Source organism: Chitinophaga sp. YR627 (assembly GCF_900114995.1).
In the GTDB taxonomy this organism is placed as follows: Bacteria; Bacteroidota; Bacteroidia; order Chitinophagales; family Chitinophagaceae; genus Chitinophaga.
Genome location: NZ_FOUX01000001.1, coordinates 386,642 through 409,164 on the forward strand (window position 1 = coordinate 386,642; position 22,523 = coordinate 409,164).

Annotated in this window: 15 protein-coding genes and 1 tRNA gene; 6 read left to right on the forward strand and 10 right to left on the reverse strand. The window is 43.1% G+C overall.

What is annotated here, in order from left to right:
* Positions 1-151: 151 nt before the first annotated feature.
* The 6 genes from BMZ72_RS01170 to BMZ72_RS01195 all read left to right on the forward strand — a co-directional run bounded on the left by BMZ72_RS01170 (position 152) and on the right by BMZ72_RS01195 (position 4,867).
* Complete coding sequence (locus tag BMZ72_RS01170) at positions 152-931, forward strand: helix-turn-helix transcriptional regulator (protein ID WP_089804429.1); 780 nt, start codon at positions 152-154, stop codon at positions 929-931.
* 314 nt (positions 932-1,245) lie between these two features.
* Entirely contained in the window at positions 1,246-2,019 is a 774-nt protein-coding gene (locus BMZ72_RS01175; protein WP_089804431.1) for an SDR family oxidoreductase, read from the forward strand.
* 300 nt (positions 2,020-2,319) lie between these two features.
* On the forward strand, positions 2,320-2,730 hold the full coding sequence (locus tag BMZ72_RS01180; RefSeq protein ID WP_089804433.1) for a hypothetical protein: 411 nt from the start codon (positions 2,320-2,322) through the stop codon (positions 2,728-2,730).
* A gap of 473 nt (positions 2,731-3,203) precedes the next feature.
* Positions 3,204-3,509 carry an ArsR/SmtB family transcription factor gene (locus BMZ72_RS01185; RefSeq protein WP_089804435.1) on the forward strand — a complete coding sequence of 102 codons (306 nt, stop codon included), beginning with the start codon at positions 3,204-3,206 and terminating at the stop codon, positions 3,507-3,509.
* 50 nt (positions 3,510-3,559) lie between these two features.
* Entirely contained in the window at positions 3,560-4,528 is a 969-nt protein-coding gene (locus BMZ72_RS01190; protein WP_089804438.1) for a zinc-dependent alcohol dehydrogenase family protein, read from the forward strand.
* A 9-nt stretch (positions 4,529-4,537) separates the two neighbouring features.
* A complete protein-coding gene (locus BMZ72_RS01195; protein ID WP_089804439.1) occupies positions 4,538-4,867 on the forward strand; it encodes a nuclear transport factor 2 family protein in 330 nt (109 codons plus the stop codon).
* Between the two features lie 324 nt (positions 4,868-5,191).
* Here the strand turns inward: BMZ72_RS01195 and BMZ72_RS01200 are convergent, their stop codons facing one another.
* From BMZ72_RS01200 to BMZ72_RS01245, 10 genes are all read right to left on the reverse strand, one after another.
* Complete coding sequence (locus BMZ72_RS01200; RefSeq protein WP_089804441.1) at positions 5,192-5,713, reverse strand: hypothetical protein; 522 nt, start codon at positions 5,711-5,713, stop codon at positions 5,192-5,194.
* A 195-nt stretch (positions 5,714-5,908) separates the two neighbouring features.
* A complete protein-coding gene (locus BMZ72_RS01205; protein ID WP_089804443.1) occupies positions 5,909-6,187 on the reverse strand; it encodes a hypothetical protein in 279 nt (92 codons plus the stop codon).
* Positions 6,188-6,211: 24 nt separating this feature from the next.
* Entirely contained in the window at positions 6,212-7,186 is a 975-nt protein-coding gene (locus tag BMZ72_RS01210; protein ID WP_089804445.1) for a CBASS system CD-NTase-associated NAD(+) hydrolase Cap12, read from the reverse strand.
* Positions 7,183-8,238, reverse strand: coding sequence for a hypothetical protein (locus tag BMZ72_RS01215; RefSeq protein WP_177222646.1), 1,056 nt, complete (start codon positions 8,236-8,238; stop codon positions 7,183-7,185). Before BMZ72_RS01215 ends, BMZ72_RS01210 begins: the two co-directional genes overlap by 4 nt.
* Positions 8,239-9,651: 1,413 nt before the next feature.
* The gene (locus BMZ72_RS01220) at positions 9,652-10,884 is read right to left on the reverse strand and encodes a toll/interleukin-1 receptor domain-containing protein (protein WP_089804447.1); all 1,233 of its coding nucleotides are present in this window, start codon (positions 10,882-10,884) and stop codon (positions 9,652-9,654) included.
* A gap of 189 nt (positions 10,885-11,073) precedes the next feature.
* A tRNA-Lys gene (locus tag BMZ72_RS01225) sits at positions 11,074-11,146 on the reverse strand.
* A 111-nt stretch (positions 11,147-11,257) separates the two neighbouring features.
* Positions 11,258-14,656 (reverse strand): carbohydrate-binding protein, encoded by a 3,399-nt coding sequence (locus BMZ72_RS01230; protein WP_089804449.1) that lies wholly within the window; start codon positions 14,654-14,656, stop codon positions 11,258-11,260.
* 296 nt (positions 14,657-14,952) lie between these two features.
* Complete coding sequence (locus BMZ72_RS01235; protein WP_089804451.1) at positions 14,953-18,129, reverse strand: Ig-like domain-containing protein; 3,177 nt, start codon at positions 18,127-18,129, stop codon at positions 14,953-14,955.
* A gap of 333 nt (positions 18,130-18,462) precedes the next feature.
* Positions 18,463-21,003, reverse strand: a complete 2,541-nt coding sequence (locus BMZ72_RS01240; protein WP_089804453.1) for a zinc-dependent metalloprotease — start codon at positions 21,001-21,003, stop codon at positions 18,463-18,465.
* Positions 21,004-21,077: 74 nt separating this feature from the next.
* Positions 21,078-22,520 (reverse strand): RagB/SusD family nutrient uptake outer membrane protein, encoded by a 1,443-nt coding sequence (locus BMZ72_RS01245; protein WP_089804455.1) that lies wholly within the window; start codon positions 22,518-22,520, stop codon positions 21,078-21,080.
* Positions 22,521-22,523: the final 3 nt, after the last annotated feature.

Genomic DNA, 22,523 nt, shown 5'->3' on the forward strand with positions numbered 1-22,523 from the left:
GCGATCTGTTAATTATGCTGGACTTTTGAATACAGTAAATTGGACCTTTCAGGTAAGTTCTTTGTAAGTAATATTTCGAACTTTGTGATAGATTATAGATCTTTCTCAGACGTAGAATGTTATACTAATGTAAGTTTAAAAATTCGAATATATGAAAGCAATGGCGAACAGTCCGAGGCCTGGTATATTAAAAGAGCAGTTCATTCCGGATAACGTTTTTATTTATATTGTCAGGGGAGGGCTGCGTTATTTTGATGGCAATAAGACGGACACGCTGAAAGCCGGGGAGTATGGTATTGCCCGCAAAAATCACCTGGCAAAGTTCGAATTGCTTGCTACAGACGAAGAATTTCTACCGTATGTATTTTGTTTCGATGAACCGTTTTTGCAAAGCTTCCTTGACAAACATCGGGTTACAATTACTGAGCATCAATCACCCGATGCGTTATTCAAACTCCGTCCAGCACCCCTGGTAGACGAATTTATATTGTCATTAAAACCCTATTATAAAGGTTTTATGCAATTGGATGAAGCTTTTGAAGGTCTTAAGTATGAAGAGTTGCTGCTCATACTATTGCGGAGTAACCCGGAGTTATCTGGTCTGCTCTTTAATTTCAGCATTCCTCAAAAGATAAATCTTGAAGGCTTCATGAATCGTAATTTTAAATTTAATATCAGTCTTGAACGTTTCGCTTTTTTGACCGGTCGAAGTATTTCAGCGTTTAAACGTGATTTTAAGGCGATATATAATGAAACGCCAGGACGTTGGTTAACAAAGCGGAGGTTAGAAGAGGCTTATTTTCTAATTAGAAAGCAACAACAAAAGCCCTCTGATATTTATCTCGACCTGGGCTTTGAATCTCTCTCTCATTTTTCTTATGCATTTAAGAAAGAATTTGGCGTAGTGCCGACATCGTTGACTGTTCATTGAAGCGGTAACAGTATTCCCGATATTTGAAATTAGCAGACCGGGTTGCTGATTTTATCACGATATGTTTCAGTTCCCCTGCATACAGCTTTTACAGAATTTTTAAAAGGATCCATGTATGCTTATGATGAACTTGTCAGGTAAGTAAAGTTGGACCTTTAAGGTAAATACTGTTGCCGGCAATAACGGAAATTTGCATATAAATGAACAAATAAAGAGCATAGTTCATCTGATGGCGAGCGATAATTAGGTCGCCGCTAATGGTTACCTGTGTGCTTAGTTGTTAATTGACTTTTATACATATTTAATAAAGAAAAATGAAACTACAGCATAGTACAATACTCATTACAGGAGGTACCAATGGAATTGGTTTGGAGTTTGCGAAGCAGTTACTGGAAAAGGGAGCGAATGTAATTGTCACCGGCCGTAATATTGAAAACCTGATCAAAACAAAAGAACAGTTTCCTGAGATCCACACCATACAATGTGATATCGACAATCCGGACGAGATAAGATCTCTTCATCAACAGATTTTAAAGGAGTTCCCGGACTTAAATATTATTATAAATAACGCAGGGATAATGCACAGCGTGCGCCCAGAGGATGTGAACATGGAGCTTGAGAAAGTCACCGCTGAAATTGAGACAAATTTTTCGGGAACGGTCCGGATGATCCATCAGTTTTTGCCTCACCTGATGGCCAAAAATGCGTCCGCGATAGTTAATGTAACCTCGGGTCTGGCCTTTATACCGTTTACCATTTCGCCAATATACTGTGGAACAAAAGCTGGTGTACATGTTTACACGCAGGCCCTGCGTCTTCAACTTAGGGGTTCAAACGTAAAGGTTTTTGAAGTGGCCCCGCCCAAAACAGATAAACCTTTGCAGACAGCAGTTCCGGAAGCGCCTAATTCACGGGATATGAAAGTGGAGGACATGGTAAGAATTGCGATCAGAGGGATCTCAAAGGATAAATTGGAGATCAGGCCCGGATTGTCTAACGTAATGAAATGGATGAGCAGGATCGCTCCTGATTTTTTCGCGAAGCTTATTGACAAAAACATAAGAAAGTCAAAATTACAGGGCCATTAGCCAGATGAACAAAAAAATTGAGGGTACTCATCGGACCTTTAGATGAATACAGTAAGTATCATATCCTTTTTACTTTATCCGCTAAGGGTTTAAGTACTCAAACAGTAAATGATATAAACTGGTAGTCTGATACAGGATTTGGTCATGGTTTTCTTATTCGGGAATGAATACATCATAAACACCTAAGGGCGTGAGCGATATTTTATAACTACTGGGATGATCTGTTTTAAAAAAAATAGAGTGCTCCTCGTTATTCCTGTTAGTATCTGTATATAAGTAATTTCAAACAAACTGAATAAGATGAAGTATATAATTGGGGGCATTAGTATTTTGGTGTTGTTTATAACGACGTTTCTGTTTCGTAATACCTCAAAGAGGTTATACTTAAAGAACAACACAGGAAAAGTAATAACGATCGTTTTGGAGGATAGTTTGCCCGGTGATAAAGAAGGGACAATGCTGGCATTTCTAACTGCACTTAACGGAAAACGCATAGCGCCAGGGCATGTTACTATAAACTTTGGTAAAGGGACCTGGAATAAATCTGAGGAAAAAGATTTGAAGAGGCTTTTGCATCACATTACTGTGCATTCAGAGGATGGCATTGATAGGTTTAAACTGCCTGGAGATATTCCTGTTGGCCACGGTTTGTTAATACCGGAATTGATAGTGACAATAAAGCCGCCGAAAAAAGCATCAATCGGGAAATAATATCAACCCCCTGCTATTATAGGTTATTATCTGTAACGACAGAATATTAATATCTATGTTCGTTCCTGACCGGAGAGGCACTTCATACAAAGAAGAAACCCGACCTTTTGAGATTATGTTCAGGAAGTCGGGTTTTGTGATCCCGTATGTGGGAAATTCAAGCCAGATTGTTGATGAACTAACTTCAATTCAAATTACTCTTCCAAACAATGCTACAAATATATAGAGCCTCCATTATTGGAGATTCGATAATAGTAATCCTTCATTAACATCCCATGTCTTACACGATTTTAAAAGATTTTTGAAAAGGAGATTTTGTCTGAAGGTTCAGATGCCCGGTTTTAATTCCCAATCATATCCCTGCGTGTTGATCATACTGCGGCTGCTGATTTTCCCTATTTGTTCTTTGTCATAAAAGTGTAAGTTTCTAAAGGTAGTTTGTAGGGATTTAGGTAAATGCCTAAATTCGTTGAATGAAATTGCTCGAAATAATTAAATCATTATCTAACCAAACTCGTCTGAATATTCTTACCTGGTTGAAAGATCCGTTTGCTTATTTTCCTGCGGAGGAATTGGTGGATTACAGTCCGGCGTTAGGTGTCTGTGTGTCTGATATTGCTAATAAGGCAGAAATGTCTATTCCGACGGTTTCAGTTTACCTTAAAAATATGTCAGCGGCAGGTCTTTTGGTGGCAACAAGAAAGGATCAGTGGACATATTATAAGCGTAATGAAGAAGCAATACAACAGTTAGTTGAGTTGATCAAAGAAAGCTTATAAAATTTTTTTAGACATAGAATTAGAAAATTACCTAAATAACTAAATGTATTATGAAAGCAGCAGTGCTCAACGAGTTCGGCTCGGTTGAAAAGTTTGAAATATTAGATGTCCCAATCCCCAAGCCGGGATTTAATGAAGTACTTGTAAAAGTGTTGGCTACATCAGTGAATCCGCTGGATTATCAGGTCCGCCGGGGGGATTATAAAAATGATTTGCAGCTTCCGGTTATCACCGGGCATGATGTGTCCGGCGTGATAGTAGAGATAGGAAAGGGCGTCAAAAATTTTAAGGTCGGTGATGAGGTATATTATACACCAGAAATTTTTAACGGACACGGAAGCTATGCGGAATATCATTGTGCTAATGAGTCAATAATTGGTATCAAACCGAAAAACGTAAGCCATTTAGAGGCCGCAACATTTCCTTTAGCAGCTGGTACTGCCTGGGAAATGCTTTACTCCAGGGCACAACTTAAGATCAATCAAACGATTTTGATACACGGTGGTGCAGGCGGTGTCGGGATACCCACTATTCAAATGGCAAAGGCTATGGGGACAATCGTTTATACGACGGCGAGAACTATACATCATCAGTTTCTCAAAGAATTAGGGGCAGATCATATCATTGACTATGAGAAGGAAAATTATGTCGATGTAATTTTAAATCTGACCAATAATAAAGGTGTAGACGTCGTAATCGATACGGTAGGTGGTGAAACACTTGCTGACAGTGGTAAGGTTCTGAGTCAGATGGGACAGGTCGTAACAATAGTTGATATTGAAAAGCCGCAAAACCTGATCCATGCCTGGGGGAAGAATGCCACTTACCATTTTGTATTTACCAGGCAGAATAGAAATAAGCTGGACGAACTCACAAAATTAATAGAGTCGGGGAAGCTGAAGCCTGTGCTAAATAAAGTCTTCCAATTATCGGAAATAGCTAAGGCGCACAGCTTACTCGAATTTAAAGAAGGTGATAAAAACTTCTACGGAAAGATTGGTGTACAGATAGGCGATTAAAAAAATCATATGAATAATCAAGATATTTTAACAGCGGCGAACAGAGCTTTGACAGAAGGAAATTACGACGAGTTCATTACTTACTGCGCGGAAGATATCAAATGGGAATGCGTAGGTGAAAGAACTTTTAACGGGAAAGCCGAATTGCTTGCGTACATAAGCTCTACTTATGATGGATTGGCATTTACGACGGAAAATTATATCAGAGAGAAAGATTTTGTAGTTGAGCTTGGGCAGATCGTATTTGAAAAGAACGGCGAGTCAAAAGAATGTTCTTATTGCGACGTTTGGCGTTTTAAGGATGGGATGATTAGTCAGGTAACTTCATTTGTGATTTGAGAAGGCTTGATAGAAAAGCACTAATTCAAAAAGCTTGGAATAAAACAGGGGACTTCCCAATAAATCCTTTACTCGCCCTCGTTAAGTGACTGGCACTTTACGAAAACAAAAAGCCCGACTTCTTTTCGAAGCCGGGCTTTCGTGATCCCAAGTATGGGAAATTCGAACCAGATTGTTGACGTTTTATCCAAAATTTGCCATCTTAAGATTTAAGTAGAGCAAAATAATATCATAAAAGTTCGAGGATCATTTTAGGGTGTCTGCAGATGGTAAATAAGGATCTGAGTTGGAATTCGTGTATGTACAACACTATCATAGACAGTTTTATTTCTGATCACCTGCTAGAACTTTCATTAAGTCTGACATTCCTTTTTCATCTTTAGACCTTACATCCACATGTGAAAAGTAAGTCTGAGTATTTGGGGCCCAATCAAAATATATGCCTGCCTCTTTTAGCCTCATCTCCTCAGATTGTTCTCTTGTTAATTTCAAAGATTGTTCAAAAATTTGATGGGCTTTCGACTCAAAGGTCTCAATAAAAATCTCAAGTAAGTACTCACCAGCCAAAAATGGGTAGTCTGTTTGCTCATTGGGCAACAAAAAGTGATGATTGCAAGCAATACCCATTTTACTAATGAATAAACCACTTCCCCTTACAAGACTTTTGTCATCATAAATCCAAACGTTAAAACTCTGAACTGATTCACCTCTACTAAGGCGAATAAACATATTCTGAATATATTGCCCTTTATCAGAAGTGCTGTACAATAATGTCCGAATAAACACCTTGTTGTGTCGTTCGCCGCCACCATCCGGTCCGAAGAAAATAATAGTTGGTTCAGTCATTTTACCTTTCTACTTCTTATTCTTGTAAGCCCAAAAGTGCAAATCGAAATGATAAGAAAGTGCAAATCGAAATGATAAGTGCAGCTAGTAATAGTATTACTGTTACACAATTAAAGGCGGTCATTAAAAAAAGTATTTCTCCAAAATTTAACTTGATTTGATCAATCTGTAAATCGCTTGCTTACTAATAATCAATTATCGCGCATTCCAATCAAAATTTGAAGCCAACTCCGCACAAAATACCACGTCTTTGCCACCATTGTGTTTTGTGATAATGCTACAAACTTCATCACAAACAATTTTGGTACTTGTCGCTTCATATTTTAATAAAGTGGTATTCGGAAGCTTTTGATTAACTGGAGTATTATCAGACAATATTACTCCTTGAATAATATCTTTATAGCCAAGTTGTTTCAGTTCGTCTTTTATTTCTTTATGGTTTCTTATGATATCATACGTAACGATCACATTCATAAATTGAGTTATTTATAGTAAACATTATGCTAACGACGCATCGGAGTGAACAGCAATATATTCCCTTGTCGCCACATTTCTACTTATCAAATACTTGAGCACTTTAGCAAAATTTTCTAATTCCCTTTTTTCTAAATAATCCAAATCGAAATCCTGACCGACAAGATTAGTTGGTAGATAAAGTTTTAAACTTTCGACTATCGTACTCAACGTTGAGGGGATATCCGATAGATGTATGTCAATCGGATTATCCTGATTGGCATCAGGTGGGTCAATTTTAAAATGGAATGGGTAGCCCCTGGCTCCACGAATTGCCGGGTTTGAAGAAGTAGTTGCTTTACTTAGCCCATGTTTTTTGTTATAAAGTGTTGTAAAATTCCCTACGCCGTTATCGTCCAAGCTCTCGGGAATAATTACATCAATTTTAAAGCTTTTAACCTTCATCTTTTTTCCTTCAATCTCTATACTTTCAGTGGTATGAAGTTCTTCGCACACCCTTTTTAAAAAGCTATTATAGTACCCAATTGCTAACGCTGTAGATGGTAACAAGCCCAATTGGCTCATTTCACTGGATTTCTCTATCTGCACAGCTATACTTTCGACAATCTTATCTAATGAATTGTATTGACCGGTGGTTCTACTGAACTTGGCAACCGTTATGCCATCTAAATCGGACGGCAGGTCAGCATCCTCTTCAGCAATCAAATAACATTTTTCTGCACCTGCCGCTCCCAAAAACAAACCAAATTCAAAAATCACATTATCACGGGGCTTTGTCAGAGACTCACCCCTTTGCTTCGTCAAATCGTCTTTGGTGGCAATCAAAATTGAAAAATCAGCGAGCCTGGTTTGCTTAATCAACGAATCTAAGCCGCTTTTATTTAGAGTGAATGCGTCAGTCCAGGGAATACATTCTACGTCGCTACCAAGTAAATCAACTATCTCATTTAATATTGAAAGTTGCTCGGATGATGATCCGATAAAAATTCTTTTTTTCATAGCTGGATATGTGAGTTTCTAAGGTCAAACAAAATTGCATCTATCTCCGTCATTAGGTTTTTCAGGCTCTGAATTTTATCTGGTTTACCTAAAAAAATGTATTCACGGCCATCTACAGACTTGAGGCTGTTAGCGGCATTAACATCATCGACTAACCTTTTCAGCTGTTGATATAAAACTGGAACCAACTGATAAAAGGTTGAGTACTGGTATTTTGCTACCTGTATGTCGTAGCAGATCGCATTACAATCAAAGCTGGAAAGATCAATTACCAATCCCGACTTCGCTTTGATGTTTTTCAAGAAACGTATCATTTTCTTAAGGCGACCGGATGTTTCTGCACTTTTGGTATTGACTCTTTCGATACTCACAAATGGATAGTCCACTTTACCTTTTACATGTTCATGCTTATTGTAAACCTGTATGCCTCTATTATCACCCTTGTTATTAATGATGGAGACAACATCGTCATACCAATTTGCTATCACTACATCTACATCTCTCTTAAGATCCTTATTATTAATCCTTATGGATTTGGGTTTACTAGTATCACATACCGAATATTTTTGCGAAAGAATGGTTTCACTATTGATACGGAGTTGATATAAATCATCTAAAGCGTTTCCGCTATACCCACCTATATTCGTTTCATACTGCAGTTTTTGCACCTGGGCAGTTTGGTAATTATAACTTTCGTTTAATGCCCTGCTGACTCCAGCGCTGTCCCAACTGTAAAATTTATCCGAGATAACAAGTAGATCAATATCACTGTATCCCCTGATATGTGTATCGGTCATCACCGATCCCTGATAACGAAATATCGCATCGGTTATACCTCCGCTGGTCAAATGGGTTTTCACTCGTTCTCCTGCATCTTTACTGCGTTGTGTATAGGCCGGTTCAACTGCATTCATAGCATAACGTACATACTCTACTACATCGGAATAATTAATACTGGAAAGTTCCTCATTAATCGATTTTTCAAAAATCAGACTTTCCGGGTCAAGCCTGCTACGAAGCTGGCGGGTAAGCTCTTTATAGTTCTGTGGCACGATGATCCTCCTTTTTTATTTGAGTTGATAATTTTTTGTATAGCGAAGCTATCAGGCAGACTACCGTGTCTCTCGAAATTCCTGGATTTTTTAAATTGAATTGTACACATTTTTGCATATGCTGGAAATTTGATTTGAGAATCCCTTTACATTTAACTTGCGCCGGTTAAGATTTAATACGTACGATTGGGCTGAAATTAGCTTAAGTCTGCGCTGAAATATCAAGGCAGCGATCTTCACCGCAGATGGTTTAATCAAATTGTGTCAAATAAAATGTAATGCACTTAATTTATTTTTTTAAAGTACTGAGTGACGGCAAGTATATTGAGGTCATTAAAGCGCAGCAGAATACAGTGTTAATAATTATCCATAATATTTCATTTCGCATATTTTTACGAATGTCAAGGTCTATCCAGTCATCCCTGTACTAGCTGTTCATTTAAATTTCTATTGCATGGAATTGTGACTTACTATAGATTTTGAAGGTTAAGAGATAATTGTAATATCGTGAATAGTACCTCACATGAAACACGAGCAATTTAAATACAATCAATCATGCGCTGGTTAATGCAAAGTTAATGTCCCTAGACTCAGGAATTTTCCCCTTTTTGCACCGGAAAAATCCTCTACTCCTCAGTAACTGTATGCGCCAAACCAGGATCGTTTGACAAGAGGCCCCGCATTATAGGATTCGCTTAGGGATTTCTGGACGGAGATAATGCTTTTTTGCTTGTAATCTCTCCTTGGCGCAACATTTTGTTGTATGCCGGCTAAATCTGTAAGTCAAGATTCCACTCGCTTAGCACTTTCGTTATTTTATCTCGAATTACTCTAGTTATTGGTATTGCATTGGTTCAGTAATCCGGAAGATAAAGCGAAAGATAGAATTAGATGTTCCTTGTGAAGAGGATGATGATATGATGGTTGTTGAGTGTGCTGAACGCTAAGGAGACTCGAATCAGCTAGGCGATTGGAATTCAATACACCACAGAAAATCCCTAAAAACAAAAACGCTCCAAGTCATTGAACTTGAAGCGTTTAATTTCCAGTGATCCCAGGTATCGGAAACTCGAACCAGATTATGCAGGGATTATCTTGCTTGAACAGTTCTAATCCAAAATAAGTTATAATAACGCCATAAGGGTCGAGTCATATCGCCAGGCTATTCAATTACAAGTATCTTGATATCCGCGGACGAACCAAATCTCCACCGCCATTCACCTTAAACATGATGTTAAAATGATCCGTCTGATTAAATAAGTAAAGGCAAAACCATGATAACTCCAAACAAAACATCCCCAGTTTATTGCGAAGCAATTTGATGGCATTAGCAATCTGCTTTTTTTACAGCTTCTTCTGAAATGATTTCAATATAACATAGTCCAAGCCCAGGAAATGTGTGAAATATGTAGTTTAATCTTCAAAAAAATCTGGTGCCATAGATTCTATGCCAAAATTTTCATTTAGAAAATTATTTATGAATGATTCTAAATGATATTCATTATTTTCAACTAGATCTTTATCCAAAAACACTTTAAAACTGGAATCACTTATTTGAGAATTATAAATTGATGTTTGGGCCGAGATAATAAAATTAAATGGACTTAGACACCTAACCCTAAGTTCAGGACTTTCTGTGAAATTAATAACTGTTCCTTCGATTTCCGCTGCTCCATCGTCAAACTCTTCTCTAGTAATGATTTGGTTTTTGTATATTGCATATTCCTCTCTTGTAAAACCCGACGTCAAAAAACTTTCAGATTTATTATTGTGGCCAGTGATACCAGTAAAAACAGAACTCTCTCCTCTGACCTTTACATAAATAAAGCTTTCGTTGTCTGATGAACCAACATATACAGCAATTTTATCAACATCATATTCATATTTGCCAATGAGTAGCCTTCCATTACTTAAATCTTCAATTCTGTCTATTGGCATAGATTTCCCTCCTCTAAACCACCAAATTGGAGAATACTTCCCTTGTACATTTGGGCGATTCTTAGGATGAATTTCAAATATCAACGGAGGTCTTAATAAAATCTTAAGTCTTTGGGATATTTTTTGTGAATCGTCAAACCATTTGAGGCCGCGAACTCCAGGAAAGGCACTCGACAGTCTTTGCGCAAAAAAATCGGACATGTTTATTGCTATCTCATTCCTTCCATCTTTATGTAGAAAAATACCCGGTTCCAATACGCTACGATCATTAGCTGGAGGATTAGAAGGCAATTGCATTCCCAATTTTTTCATTATTGCATCCGCTAGTTGTTGACAATCATATTTTTCCCTGGACAAGTAGCCAGTAGTGGCCCTAATCCCGGGAATTTCAGTGGCATCTAATCTAAATGGCAATATGTATTCTTCGTTTTCTTTGAAGGCTCTTTCTTGTGCACTTTTCCTTTCATGATTCGTCCATAATTTCTCCTTGTAGTCTTTGGAGATGAACATCACACAATATTTAGCCTTCGTCTTGTAAATATCATCAAGATGTGTGTATAGATCTTTCCCCCAAAGTGATACTTGCTCATATTCATCATAAAAAACCTTAACGTTTGCCGCGTGCAGCTTTTTAGCAACACAACTTACAAAATCTCTATTCTCTCCTGCAAAAGAAAGTGTTACGTCATAATCATAATGAAATTCCATAAATTCCAGATACTGTTAATAGTAATTGATTAAAGATATCAATTTACTAAATTTCTTAAAACCTTGACGGAACAGAGATGTCATAACCTCAATTTAGGTTATAGTAATCAACCATTCGCGCATGCTGTGAAACTAATGGGTATTTTATACAAACAAAAAGCCCGACTTCTCTTCGAAGCCGGGCTTTCGTGATCCCGCTGGGACTCGAACCCAGGACCCATACATTAAAAGTGTATTGCTCTACCAACTGAGCTACGGAATCATTCCCGTTGAACGGGGGTGCAATATTACATCACATATTTATAAACTCCAAACAAAAAATAAAAAAGCTGCCTCCTACGAGGCAGCTTTTTTATTTAAACCCTTATCAAATCTACATCTTCACGAATTTCTTCGTTACAGGTTTTCCATTGTTGGTGAACTTAAGCACATAAACACCTGGTGTCAGGTTGCTTACGTCAAGTATACCATTGGTCGCCTTGATGATGATCGTCTGTGAAGTAGCTACATTAGTGATAGTGAACAGACCGTCGCCTTTCACATTACCTACAGTCAGCAGATTCACAACCGGGTTAGGATACATTCTGATAGAAGGTTCCTGTTCTACCACGGCTGATGTTCTTGCTGCCTGTGCACTTGCAGCGAATTCAATCCAGTTCAGATTGACGTCTCCATGGGAGGCATATACACGCAATGTCTGCTTACCTGCTGTCAGGGTCACAGTTTTGCTGATAGTGGTCCATGCCTGCCATCCGCCGGTAGCTGGTACATCAACAGTTGTCAGGACGTTAGCGCCTGATTGCAGTTGCAGCTGACCACCACCTGGTGCGCTGGCAACACGGAAGGATACGTTATAGCTACCTGCAGCGGTAACATTAACGAAGTAGTCCATCCAGTCGCCGGTATCTACCCAGCCGATGTTTTCTCCACCGCCGGTATCGCCGCAACCTTCTGTCTGGATACCAGACATAGCATCAAAGCTTTCTGCTTCAATATGTCCTGGAACTGTTTTTTCAACAGCAGCAGCTGTTACGTTGATAGCAACAGGAGCGGAGGTTGCTGTCATCTGTGTGTTGTCGGTTGCTTTTGCAGTGATGCTGTAAGCGCCGGTGGCAACACCTGTCCAGAGGAACTGATAAGGAGCAGTGGTATCTTCTCCGAGTTTGGTTGCACCCTGGAAGAACTCAACTTTTCTGATAGTACCGTCTGAGTCAGCAGCATTTGCTTTCAGCAGGATATCGGAATTGGTGACAAAAGCCTCGCCATTAACAGGAGCAGTGATGCTGACTGTTGGCGCGTTACCGATTGCCAGATCGAATGTGAAGTAATTTACGTTGAAGTCGTTTGCTTCCAGTACGATGCGGAACACATGTATGCCTGCAGGCAGTGACTGTGTGGTCGTCGTGGAAACGGTCTGCCATGCCTGGAAACCACCGGTTGTTGGTACTGTTACGGTGCCGGTGATGTTCACGCCGTCCATTTCTACGTGGAAGGTCTTGGCAGCACCCGGATTCGCTACGCGGGCAGAGAAGGTATATTTACCGGTAACGGTTACGTTAGCAGTATATTCCAGCCATTCGCCGTTGTTAACGTAGCCGATGTTGAAACCACCTTCGGAACAGTTTTCGAGGTCTACGCCTTCAGTGGTACGGTATTGATTACCCTGATTGGCAGTGCTTTCGTCATGGTAGGCAATACCTTCGCCACCCAGGTCAAAGTTTTCGATCTCGATCTTACCCGGGATAGTGGAAGGTACAGCCGGGTCAGGGAATGGATTCTGACGGGATGCTCCTGCTTTGTAGGTAGCACGGAAGACAGTATCCTTCGCTGGTACGCGGATCGACTGTAATGCGTCGCCACCGTGTGCCCATGATACGAAATCATAAGTGGTGTCGCCGAGCAACTGTGGTGTAACGGCCTGCAGTGTGGTCAGGGAGTTTACCACCATTGTTTTGGTGAACGGAGCAACTTCTCTGGAACCTAACACCAGACTGATACCAGCGATGTTGGAAGCAGCAGTTACCTGTACCTTATTTGGATAGACATCAACGGAGTCTACACCGGTACGGCCGTTAGAATCTTTTACGGTCAGCATCAGTCTGAACCAGATATTCGGAGAAGACTCACCCAGGTTGTCAGCCGTAAAGCTGCCTGATTTTACGCCTTTCGCCAGGGTCGGACCAGGATGCCAGTGCTCACTGGTAGGGGTATCTTTATGATAGAAACGGGCCTCCCAGGTGTATGCAGAATCAGGTAAGGTACCGTCTTCAGCATCGGTAGCTGTTGCGGAGTAGTTAACGATCGTACCTACGTTCCAGGTCAGCGTAGCTGCTGGTGTGAGGATCTTCGGAACTGGTCGCGCATTGAATGGCAATACGGTCAGCTTCGCAGGATTACTGTTGATCGTGCTGATCGGATTGGTCACCACACAACGGTACTGACCTGAGTCAGCCTGCGTAGTCTGTGCGATGCTATAGGTGGCAGCAGTAGCGCCGGTAATATTAGCGCCGTTTTTCTGCCACTGGAAAGATAAAGGTGTACCACCGGAAGCAGTCACAGAGAAAGAGACTGCATCTCCTGCTGTAACCGTTTTGTTTTCCGGCTGATTCACGATAGATGGCGCCTGGTTGTTATTGTATTCAATTCTGTACAGACTTCCATCTCCCGCATAAGCGATGTAATAAATGTTACCATCTATACCTACGCTTGTACCCAGTATTCTGGTAAAGTTCTTCGCGGAGAACTCTGTATAGGGAGAAGAAGGCTTCAGACCATTTATGTCAACAAACCTGTACCAGTCGCGACACCAGTCTGAGAAGAAGAACTTGTTCAGATACTGTGGCGGATAGTTGGTAGCAGGCGGATTGAAGAACAGACCTGATGTAATCGCACATCCGCCTTTATCTTCGCTGTGGTCATAAAAATAAACCGGAGGGATCGTAGTCGTGGTATCCGGCTGATAACCTGTTTTGTGATTCTGGTCCCAGCCATAGTTATATCCTCTGGCAGGATCAGGATTGGTCACATCGTTAATTTCTTCATAGTCACCTCCTACGTCCACCACAAAGATTCTTTGAGATACAGGATCCAGAGACATCCTCCATGGATTTCTCATACCGCGTGCCCAGATACTTCTCTGCTGACGCGTGGCGTTAGGGGTGTCATAATAAGGGTTGCCCGGAGCTGGTTGTCCGTCTTCTGTCAGACGCAGGATCTTACCACGGTAAGTGGTCAGCTTCGGAGATTCGATCGCTTCATTGCTCTCGCCGATCGCTACATACAGCAGACCTTTGCGGAACAACAGTGCACCACCATTGTGCGCGCCGTTGATGATCTGATCAAATTCCATTACTCTTCTGACAGAGTCAACACCGTTAGCCTGGTTGATAAACAGGATGTCCAGGTAATGGCGTGTCATTTCCTTATTGGTGTAGAAAATGTAACAACGTCCATTGCTGGTGAATGAGGGATGCAATGTGATACCCAGTAAACCCTGTTCTGCATCGGTTACTGTTTGAGCGGTATACACGGTAGATACGGTTCCATTCTGATAAACCTTCACCTTACCTCCACGTTCAGCCATGAATATTCTGCCATCAGCGGAATGCGCCATTGCAGTGGCTTCAACGATAGAATTGTCGGTTAGTTTTTTCAGCGTAAAGCCAGTAGGCACCTGGCTGTAGGCACGGTCAGTGCTCGCTGCGAGCAGGGCAATTCCAAAGCAGGCCGTAAAGAACCGCTTATGAAATGTTAGCAGCAGGTTTTTCTTCATCGTCTTAAATGGTTTTTTGTTGAATACTAGGTTTCCCAGGTTTTTTAATTTGTTTTTCTGTAGATGCTAAGTCCAAAAAGTGAGTGACGTTAATCAAAAAGCGGGATAAGGTTTTCAAAATTTTTTTAACGATGGAATTTACAAACATTATTGGATACTCCTAGTGATTGCGCATATTATTTTTATGTTGTACTTATACAAGTACGCACTGGCGCTCAAATACTATCCTAAAAAATAGCCGGTACGTATGTCTAACGGAGACAAATAAACGTACCGGCTGTTTAAGTAATTGATATTTATTGTTTAACAAACTTCAGCAATAATGTTTGCTGTGCGCTGTTCTTTAACTGAATGAAGTAAACGCCTGCTGGTAAGCGACTTACATCCACACCGTAGGTGGATGATACCTTACCTTCCTGCGACAACTGCTGCGTCGACCAGGTACGTCCGTTGAGGTCTACAACTCTGATCTGCTTCACGGCCTCATTACTGAGTAACTGTACTCTGTCATTGACTACCGGGTTCGGATACAACGTTGCTTTCCAGACAGTAATGGCTTGTTGTTTCACCGGTGCAGCACTGGCAAGTAAGGCACTTCCTGTGCGCAGACTACCATACGCCTCCAGTTCGAAAATGGAATAACCATACACCGTCGTTCTCGCTGTACCATAGATCCGCAGATAACGACCGTGACCTGTCAGACCGGTAAACTCATTCACCAGGGTACTGTTGTTCGTCACCGTACGTAACGGAGTCCAGTTGATCGTATCATTGGAAACCTGTATGACATAGTCTTTTCCGGCCGCCGTTTCCCACGTGATCTTCACACGGTTGATATCATAATCTGCACCCAGATCAACCCTGATGGATTGCGGATCGCCAAAACCACTGGACCAGCGGGTATTGATATTACCATCCACTGCATACTTTCCTTCCATAGCGATATTCTCGTTGGAAGTGGTGCGTGTCGGTTTATTCAATGCCAGATTGGTTTGTGTAACCGGAGGATCGGAAGTAACATAATAGATGTTGTCTATATAGAAACTCGCCGCCGCCGCCGGTGCATCTCCGGAGAATGTAAATGCCTGCGACATCGTTGTGAGGTTGACATTGGTCAGCGAACTCACAGGAATCGTCACTTCATGCCATTGTCCGTCCCTGAGTAATCCCAGTTTCTGTTCGCCGGCCGCATAGTTGATCACCTGCTCACCGTTCTGTGAAATGATACTGAAACGGAATTGTCCCTGATAAGACGTTTTGAAATGGAACTTCAGTGAGCCATTGGCAAAATGCGTCAGGTCACGTACGTCATGTGCAACGCCTAAACCAAACCAGCTGCCTGCTGCCGCCGTAACGCCTATTACCTGTGAACCCTCATAGGGTGCTGCACCGCTGATCGTCGCCAGGTTATTCCAGATATACAGGTTCGCATCCAGTCCATAGGTCATCTTTTCAGTGATAGACGCATCTTCACTATAAATGCCATATTTGCTGGAGAGGATCTTATTATCCTGTACGGTGATGGTCACCGGTGCAGAAGTGGTACTCAGCTTACCATTATCTGTTGCCTTCGCAGTGATCGTATACGTACCCTGTGGCACATTCTCCCACGTATAATTATACGGTGGTTGTGTCAGTGTCGCCAGTAAGGTGCTGCCATTGAAGAATTCTACTTTGTAGATAATACCATTGTCGGTAACGTTGGTATTGATCACCACCTTGGCCGGTTTGCGGTATGGCGTACTGGCCGTAGGAGAGGTAATACTGATCTGTGGTGCGGTATTGCCAGGTGCTGCTACAAGTACGGTGACCGGCTGCGAAGTGGTCGTTTTATTCTGATTGTCTGTCGCTTTGGCGATCAGCTTGTAAATACCCTGCGTGGAAGTATTCCAGGTGTAATTGAACGGAGCCGTGCTGGTCGTACCCAGATAATAGGCGCCGTTATAGAAATCGACCTTGCTGATGCTGCCATTCGGATCGCTGGCATTCGTTTGTACGGCAATAGCGGCAGGTGTGGTATACACCGCCTCATTTGCAATATTCGTAATAGCGACCTTTGGCGCCGGATTCGCAGATACACCACCGGTGTAATAGATATTGTCGAAATAGAAATCAGCTGCCGCCACCGGTGCATCACCGGAGAACATAAACAACTGCGTCACCTGCATCAGGTCCAGTGCACCGAATTCACTCACAGGGATAGTGACCTCATGCCATTGTCCGTCTCTGACCAGACCATGCTCGTTGCTGCCATTGAAATTGATCCAGCCTTCCGCACCATCCGAAGCAATACCTACTTTGAAAGTAGCAGTAGAACTGGTCTTCATATGGAACTTCAGACTACCGCCTGAATAGTTACTCATATTCTTCATGTCATTCGCCACACCCAGACCATACCAGGCGCCGGCATTGGCATGAAAAGCCCACACATTGCTGCCCTCAAACGGTGCAGGAGCAGGGGAGGTGATGTTGGTGATATTGTTCCAGAGATACAGGTTAGCACCCTGACCAAAAGCAACCCTGTCGCTGACAGTGGTATTGTCAGTGAAAATACCATAATTGCCTTCCGGTGCATTGTTGCTCGCCAGGATCAGTTCTTCTCCCTGTGCCCGGTCCTGGTACAATCTGATGTAATCAACCTCCATTCGTCCGGGTAAGGGAGCTGTGATCCCTGCTGCGGAATGAATACCCGGATAGTTGCCGCCGACGGCAAGGTTCAGCAGGATGTAAAACGGATTGTGAAAGGCTTCAAATCCGTTTCCGCCAGTGATCCCTATCTTGTAAAAGGGACTGTTATCCAGGTAAATAGTCAGGAACTGCGGATCCCATTCGAGTTTGTACAGATGATAATCATCACTCAGGTCAACGCCTGTAGCAACGGTATCTTTTGCATAGGTGGCATGACCGGTATAGCCCCCAGGGTTTTCCGTCCACCAGTGAGTAGCTGCACTCAGGGTGTTGTTTGGTCTGCCGGCCGCAATAGCGCCTGCAAAGCCCATTTCCAGGATGTCTACTTCACCGTTGTGCGGCCAGGTACCACCAGTGGCGCCCAGCAACCAGAAAGCAGGCCAAAGACCGTTCCCGACCTTCGGTACTTTGATGCGTGCTTCCAGTGAGCCGTAACGGAAAGTGACCCTGCCGGCTGTTTTGATACGACCGGAAGTAAAAGGCTTGCCGCCCATATCTTCCCGTCGTGCTTCGATCACCAGGTGACCGTTCTCAATTCTGACATTTTCTGTGCGGTTGGTGTAGTACTCCAACTCCGCATTGCCCCAGCCACAATTGCCCTTGGCACAACCATCACCTGTTTCATAGGTCCAGGTCTGCGCATTAAGGGTTGAGCTGGTAAAACTTTCTTCCCAGACGAGGGTACGCTGGGCAAACGTGGAAACTGGTAAGAGTGAAAGACAGAGCACAGTTGCAAGCCATGGACTCTTTTTCACCTTGTTGTTTGGGTAAACCGGGTTCTTCATTTGGTCAATTTTAAGGTAACGTGAACGTGGTATCTAAAATTTTCAGGTACAGGATAACACTTTTCATAACATGGAGGAGGGTGGATGTACAGGGCCGAAAAGGCCATTATTTACTATACGAATTTAAGCATAATAAGGGAGAATAAGTAATCCTTTTGAGAGAAACCGTGCGCTGGTACTTGGTACCCGCAATACCGCAGCAGTCGTATAATAGCCAGGGTTGTAACAACCAGGATGTTGACACAAAAGCAGTTGTATATAAATAAAAAACGCGCGATAGAAATCGCACGTTTACAGTTTTAAAATAGAGCTCAGTATACTCGTTTACCATATCTATTTCCTGGGATGTAACCCATTATCAAGCCTGTCGTAAAGGTCCTGCAGATGACTACGTGTCATCTCATCGGCCGTTTGCGGAATGCCCGCTTTGATCTGCTCCGCCAGTGCTTTCGCATGGGCTTTGATCAGTGGCAGCGCATCGCCATCCTTGCTCAGAGCAGTTGATGGCATCAGCGGGTTTTGTGGTCCCGGTATGATCATCATCAGCAGTCTTTCTACATATACACGCTGTAATCCACGACGATAAGTATCGATCGTTTTATGTGCAGCAAGTTCAGAGAAAATGCCCTGTTTCAGTTCGCGTAAGAACTGTGCAGCAGTGTATGCATTTGCTCCTTCAATATTCTCCTGTAAGGACAATCTGTCCAGTACATCAGGACTCAGCAACTGGAATAAGGTCTTTTTCTGTACATTGGTCACAACAGCAAAACTGGTCTTCGTCAGTCCCGCCAGCTGCGTGTCATTCAGCCACATCGGCGTGGTGAATAACTGTTCCTGCAGGAATGCCATCGCACGCTGTTGCTTGCTCTTAGCAGGGAATTCATATACCGGTCCTGCCTGTTCTACGGTTTTAGGTGTAGTCAGTATACCGCCGATATTTGCCGCTGCATGGCCCATATAAAGATCAAACTGTTTCACCAGCTCATTGTACATCTCACCAGCTTTGCTGTAATCCTCATTCGGCTGACGGGTCCAGTCCATTAGATGTTTTTCTATGCGCTTCAGATTGGCAATACCATAAGTACCTGCCTTCATGGCATCATCTCCCAGGTCTTCGCGCTGATTACGCGGATCATAGTGTGTCGCTGGTTCCCAGGGCACTCGCTCGATACCAAAGAAGTACTGTTTGCCAGACGCTAATTTTGCAATCACCATCTTGTTCAGCAGGGGTGTTTCTTCTGCCGGTGTTTTCGTTTCTGGTAATACGCGATATGCCCATTCGATTGCCCATTTATCATAAGCACCGATGCGTGGGAAAATACCCTTCGGACCAATATTGTCTTCTGGTTGCGCTACATAGTTGAAACGGGCATAGTCCATGATGGATGGGGTATGACCATTCTCTTCCACCCAGCGTTTGCTACGCAGACTGTCCACCGGAACAGTAGAAGATGCGCCCCAGTTATGACGCAGACCCAGTGTATGTCCTACTTCATGTGAAGACACAAAACGGATCAGTTCTCCCATTAGATCATCCGGTAGTTGCGGCGCCTGTGCTCTCTTATCGATGGCGCCCGCCTGCACGAAATACCATTTGTACAACATGTCCATCACATTGTGATACCAGTTGATATGGGTTTCCAGTATTTCGCCGGTGCGCGGGTCCTTAATGCTCGGTCCCATCGCATTGGCCATAGCAGATGGTTTGTATACCAGTACGGAATGGCGCGCATCTTCTATGCTCCAGGTGCTGTCATCTGCAGGCGCTTCTTTTGCGATGATCGCATCTTTGAAGCCTGCTGCCTCAAACGCCGCCTGCCAGTCGTTTACGCCTGCAATAAGATAAGGTACCCACTTCTTCGGCGTCAGCGGATCGATGTAAATAATGATCGGTTTCTCCGGTGTAACCAGTTCGCCGCGTTTGTATTTTTCAATGTCTTCCCTGCGTGGTTCCAACCGCCATTTCCAGATCAGACTTTCACTTTTGATACCCTGCGGATTGGCGTCAAAGTCAATATATTCATCTGCAAAGAACCCAACTCTCGGGTCGAAGAACCGGGACTGCATCGGAATGGAAGGAAGTAATACAATCGAACTGTTCAGCTCAAAACTGTAGGTTTTCACTTCATTCGTAACAGGCATTGGTCTGCCGGTATAGGTGCGTACGCTCTTGATCTCAATGTTCATCGGATATGCATGCACATCGCCGATATAGGAACGATCAGCCGCCATCATATTCAGTCCGCCCAGCGCTTTGGTACCTGCGTCAAAGAAGAAGACAGAATTATCATTGTTCAGATAATCCGTTACTTCGATCACACTACTCTTGCTGCTGTCATTCACTGCTTTCACTGCGAATGCTGCCTGGATGGGTTGCAGACTGCTGTTCATCAGTGAACGGTACAGGCCATTGGAAGAACTATCCGTGGCTCTTTCTCTGTAAGAGATGGTCTGCAGGAATATTTTATTGCCGGTACTTTTTTCAAAGCGGATCACCTTTTCTCCGATCTGATCGCCTGCATAGGTAGGCAGGATCATCGGACGGTAATCTGCGGAGCCTTTGGAAATTCTGCTGACAACCAGCAGGTCCCTGCCCAGTAATGAATCGGGTATTTCAAAGAAATACTTGTCGGCTGATTTATGCACCTTAAATAAACCACTGCTGGTGATCGCATTGGCCGGAATGACCTCCCTGTAAGGCTTCAGTGTTTCCTGCTTTGCCGGAAAGGCCACTTTCGCCAGCGCTGCGGCTACACTGTCCCTGTTAGGTGCCGGAGTATCTTTTCCCTTCTTGTGCTTCTGCGCGTTTGCTGGCAATGCTGCCGTCAGGGCACACAATGCCCCAAGCAAAACATGGGTTGTTGCTGATTTCATTGTAATGAATACTAGTTTACTGTGATGATGGCATGTTCCCTTTGTGGGAGGGTTATGATAAAGGCTGTTTGTGATTAATTATATCCCGGATTCTGTTTCAGATTCGTATTGATCTGTGTTTCGCTGTACGGAATAGGCAGTATCTTATAGTTGCTGTTCCATACACCTCCTTTCAGCGGCGTCAGTACACTCATGATAGAGTCTACCTTATCCGTACGGATCAGGTCAAACCAGCGATGTCCCCATTCTGTGAACAATTCTGATCTGCGCTCTGCCGCTACCACTTTCAGCATATCCGGCTGATTCGCAGCCTGTGTATCCTGCAGTCCCGCTCTTTTGCGGATCACATTGATGTCAGATGCTGCACTGTTCGCGCCGGTCACATTCCCAAGTTTCGCCCTGGCTTCAGCACGTATCAGGTACTGCTCTGCAAGTCGTAATACCAGCAGTGCTTCCGGTGTAGTGCTCATGTTCTTCTGATATTTGAAAGGGAAGTAGTAATTGGTATTGTTGATGGTAAAGGTGTCAATCCAGTTCGTACGCCGGGCATCTCCCTGCTCAAAACTATCAAAGAAAGAGAGCCGGATCGCTGTCGGGCTCTGCGCACTGGTGCCCGGCGCCACTCTGGTCAGCATAAAATACTGTCCGTCATAAGTCGAGTAGTTAGTAGGGATCACTGTCTGTAAGTACCAGATGGCTTCTTTGCTCGTGCTGATAAACACCCTGTTTAGATCCGTTTCAAGAGAATAGGTGCCATTGTTGATCACACTGGTCGCTGCTGCCTCCGCATTGGCCCATTGCTCCATATACAGATATGCCCTGGCCAGCAATGCACTGGCTGCTGCCTTATTAGGCCTTGCTCTTTCTGTGCTGCCTGCTGTAGTGCCTTTGAAATAATCATTGCCCATCAGTGCTTCTGCATCTTTCAGATCGGCAACAATCTGCTCATACACCCTGGCTTTGGGTGTACGAGACAGCGTGTTGTTGATCCTGTAGTCGGTAGTTAATGCCAGTGGCACATCACCGTACGTGTTCACAGCGTAGAAATAGATAAAGGCACGAAAGAATTTAGCTTCTCCCTGTAATTGTGCACGTACTGCATCTGATATGCCTGTGGAAGCAGTAACGCCTTCAATGGTAGCATTACAGGTGTAGATGCGCTGGTAGAAATCATTCCAGAAATACGGACTGGCAATATTGTAGGTGTTGGTATAAAACTCCTGCATGGAAGCATCCTGCGAAGCAGGTAAATAGTTCACCAGTTCATCAGCAGCCAGCGATTCTCTGGTGGTGATACTTCTGTTACCGGACACAAAGCCCGTTGCAGCGCTCATCATATTACTATACATGCCTGTCATTACAGAGGTGGCAGACATGTCATTCACAAAGGCCTGCGAACTTACGATCTGTGTGCTTGGCGGATCTATTTCCAGGGCTTTTTTGCAACTGGCTGTCACTAACAGACCCAGCACAAGTCCTGCATACAGTGAACGGAGTGGTTGATATAATAATGTCATGTT

Bases quoted from the DNA above. Each gene is read 5' to 3' on its own strand.
- BMZ72_RS01205 (WP_089804443.1), bottom strand. From the start codon at position 6,187: ATGAATGTGATCGTTACGTATGATATCATAAGAAACCATAAAGAAATA.
- BMZ72_RS01245 (WP_089804455.1), bottom strand. From the start codon at position 22,520: ATGACATTATTATATCAACCACTCCGTTCACTGTATGCAGGACTTGTG.
- BMZ72_RS01230 (WP_089804449.1), bottom strand. From the start codon at position 14,656: ATGAAGAAAAACCTGCTGCTAACATTTCATAAGCGGTTCTTTACGGCC.
- BMZ72_RS01170 (WP_089804429.1), top strand. From the start codon at position 152: ATGAAAGCAATGGCGAACAGTCCGAGGCCTGGTATATTAAAAGAGCAG.
- BMZ72_RS01220 (WP_089804447.1), bottom strand. From the start codon at position 10,884: ATGGAATTTCATTATGATTATGACGTAACACTTTCTTTTGCAGGAGAG.
- BMZ72_RS01235 (WP_089804451.1), bottom strand. From the start codon at position 18,129: ATGAAGAACCCGGTTTACCCAAACAACAAGGTGAAAAAGAGTCCATGG.
- BMZ72_RS01195 (WP_089804439.1), top strand. From the start codon at position 4,538: ATGAATAATCAAGATATTTTAACAGCGGCGAACAGAGCTTTGACAGAA.
- BMZ72_RS01200 (WP_089804441.1), bottom strand. From the start codon at position 5,713: ATGACTGAACCAACTATTATTTTCTTCGGACCGGATGGTGGCGGCGAA.
- BMZ72_RS01240 (WP_089804453.1), bottom strand. From the start codon at position 21,003: ATGAAATCAGCAACAACCCATGTTTTGCTTGGGGCATTGTGTGCCCTG.
- BMZ72_RS01180 (WP_089804433.1), top strand. From the start codon at position 2,320: ATGAAGTATATAATTGGGGGCATTAGTATTTTGGTGTTGTTTATAACG.
- BMZ72_RS01185 (WP_089804435.1), top strand. From the start codon at position 3,204: ATGAAATTGCTCGAAATAATTAAATCATTATCTAACCAAACTCGTCTG.
- BMZ72_RS01190 (WP_089804438.1), top strand. From the start codon at position 3,560: ATGAAAGCAGCAGTGCTCAACGAGTTCGGCTCGGTTGAAAAGTTTGAA.
- BMZ72_RS01175 (WP_089804431.1), top strand. From the start codon at position 1,246: ATGAAACTACAGCATAGTACAATACTCATTACAGGAGGTACCAATGGA.
- BMZ72_RS01210 (WP_089804445.1), bottom strand. From the start codon at position 7,186: ATGAAAAAAAGAATTTTTATCGGATCATCATCCGAGCAACTTTCAATA.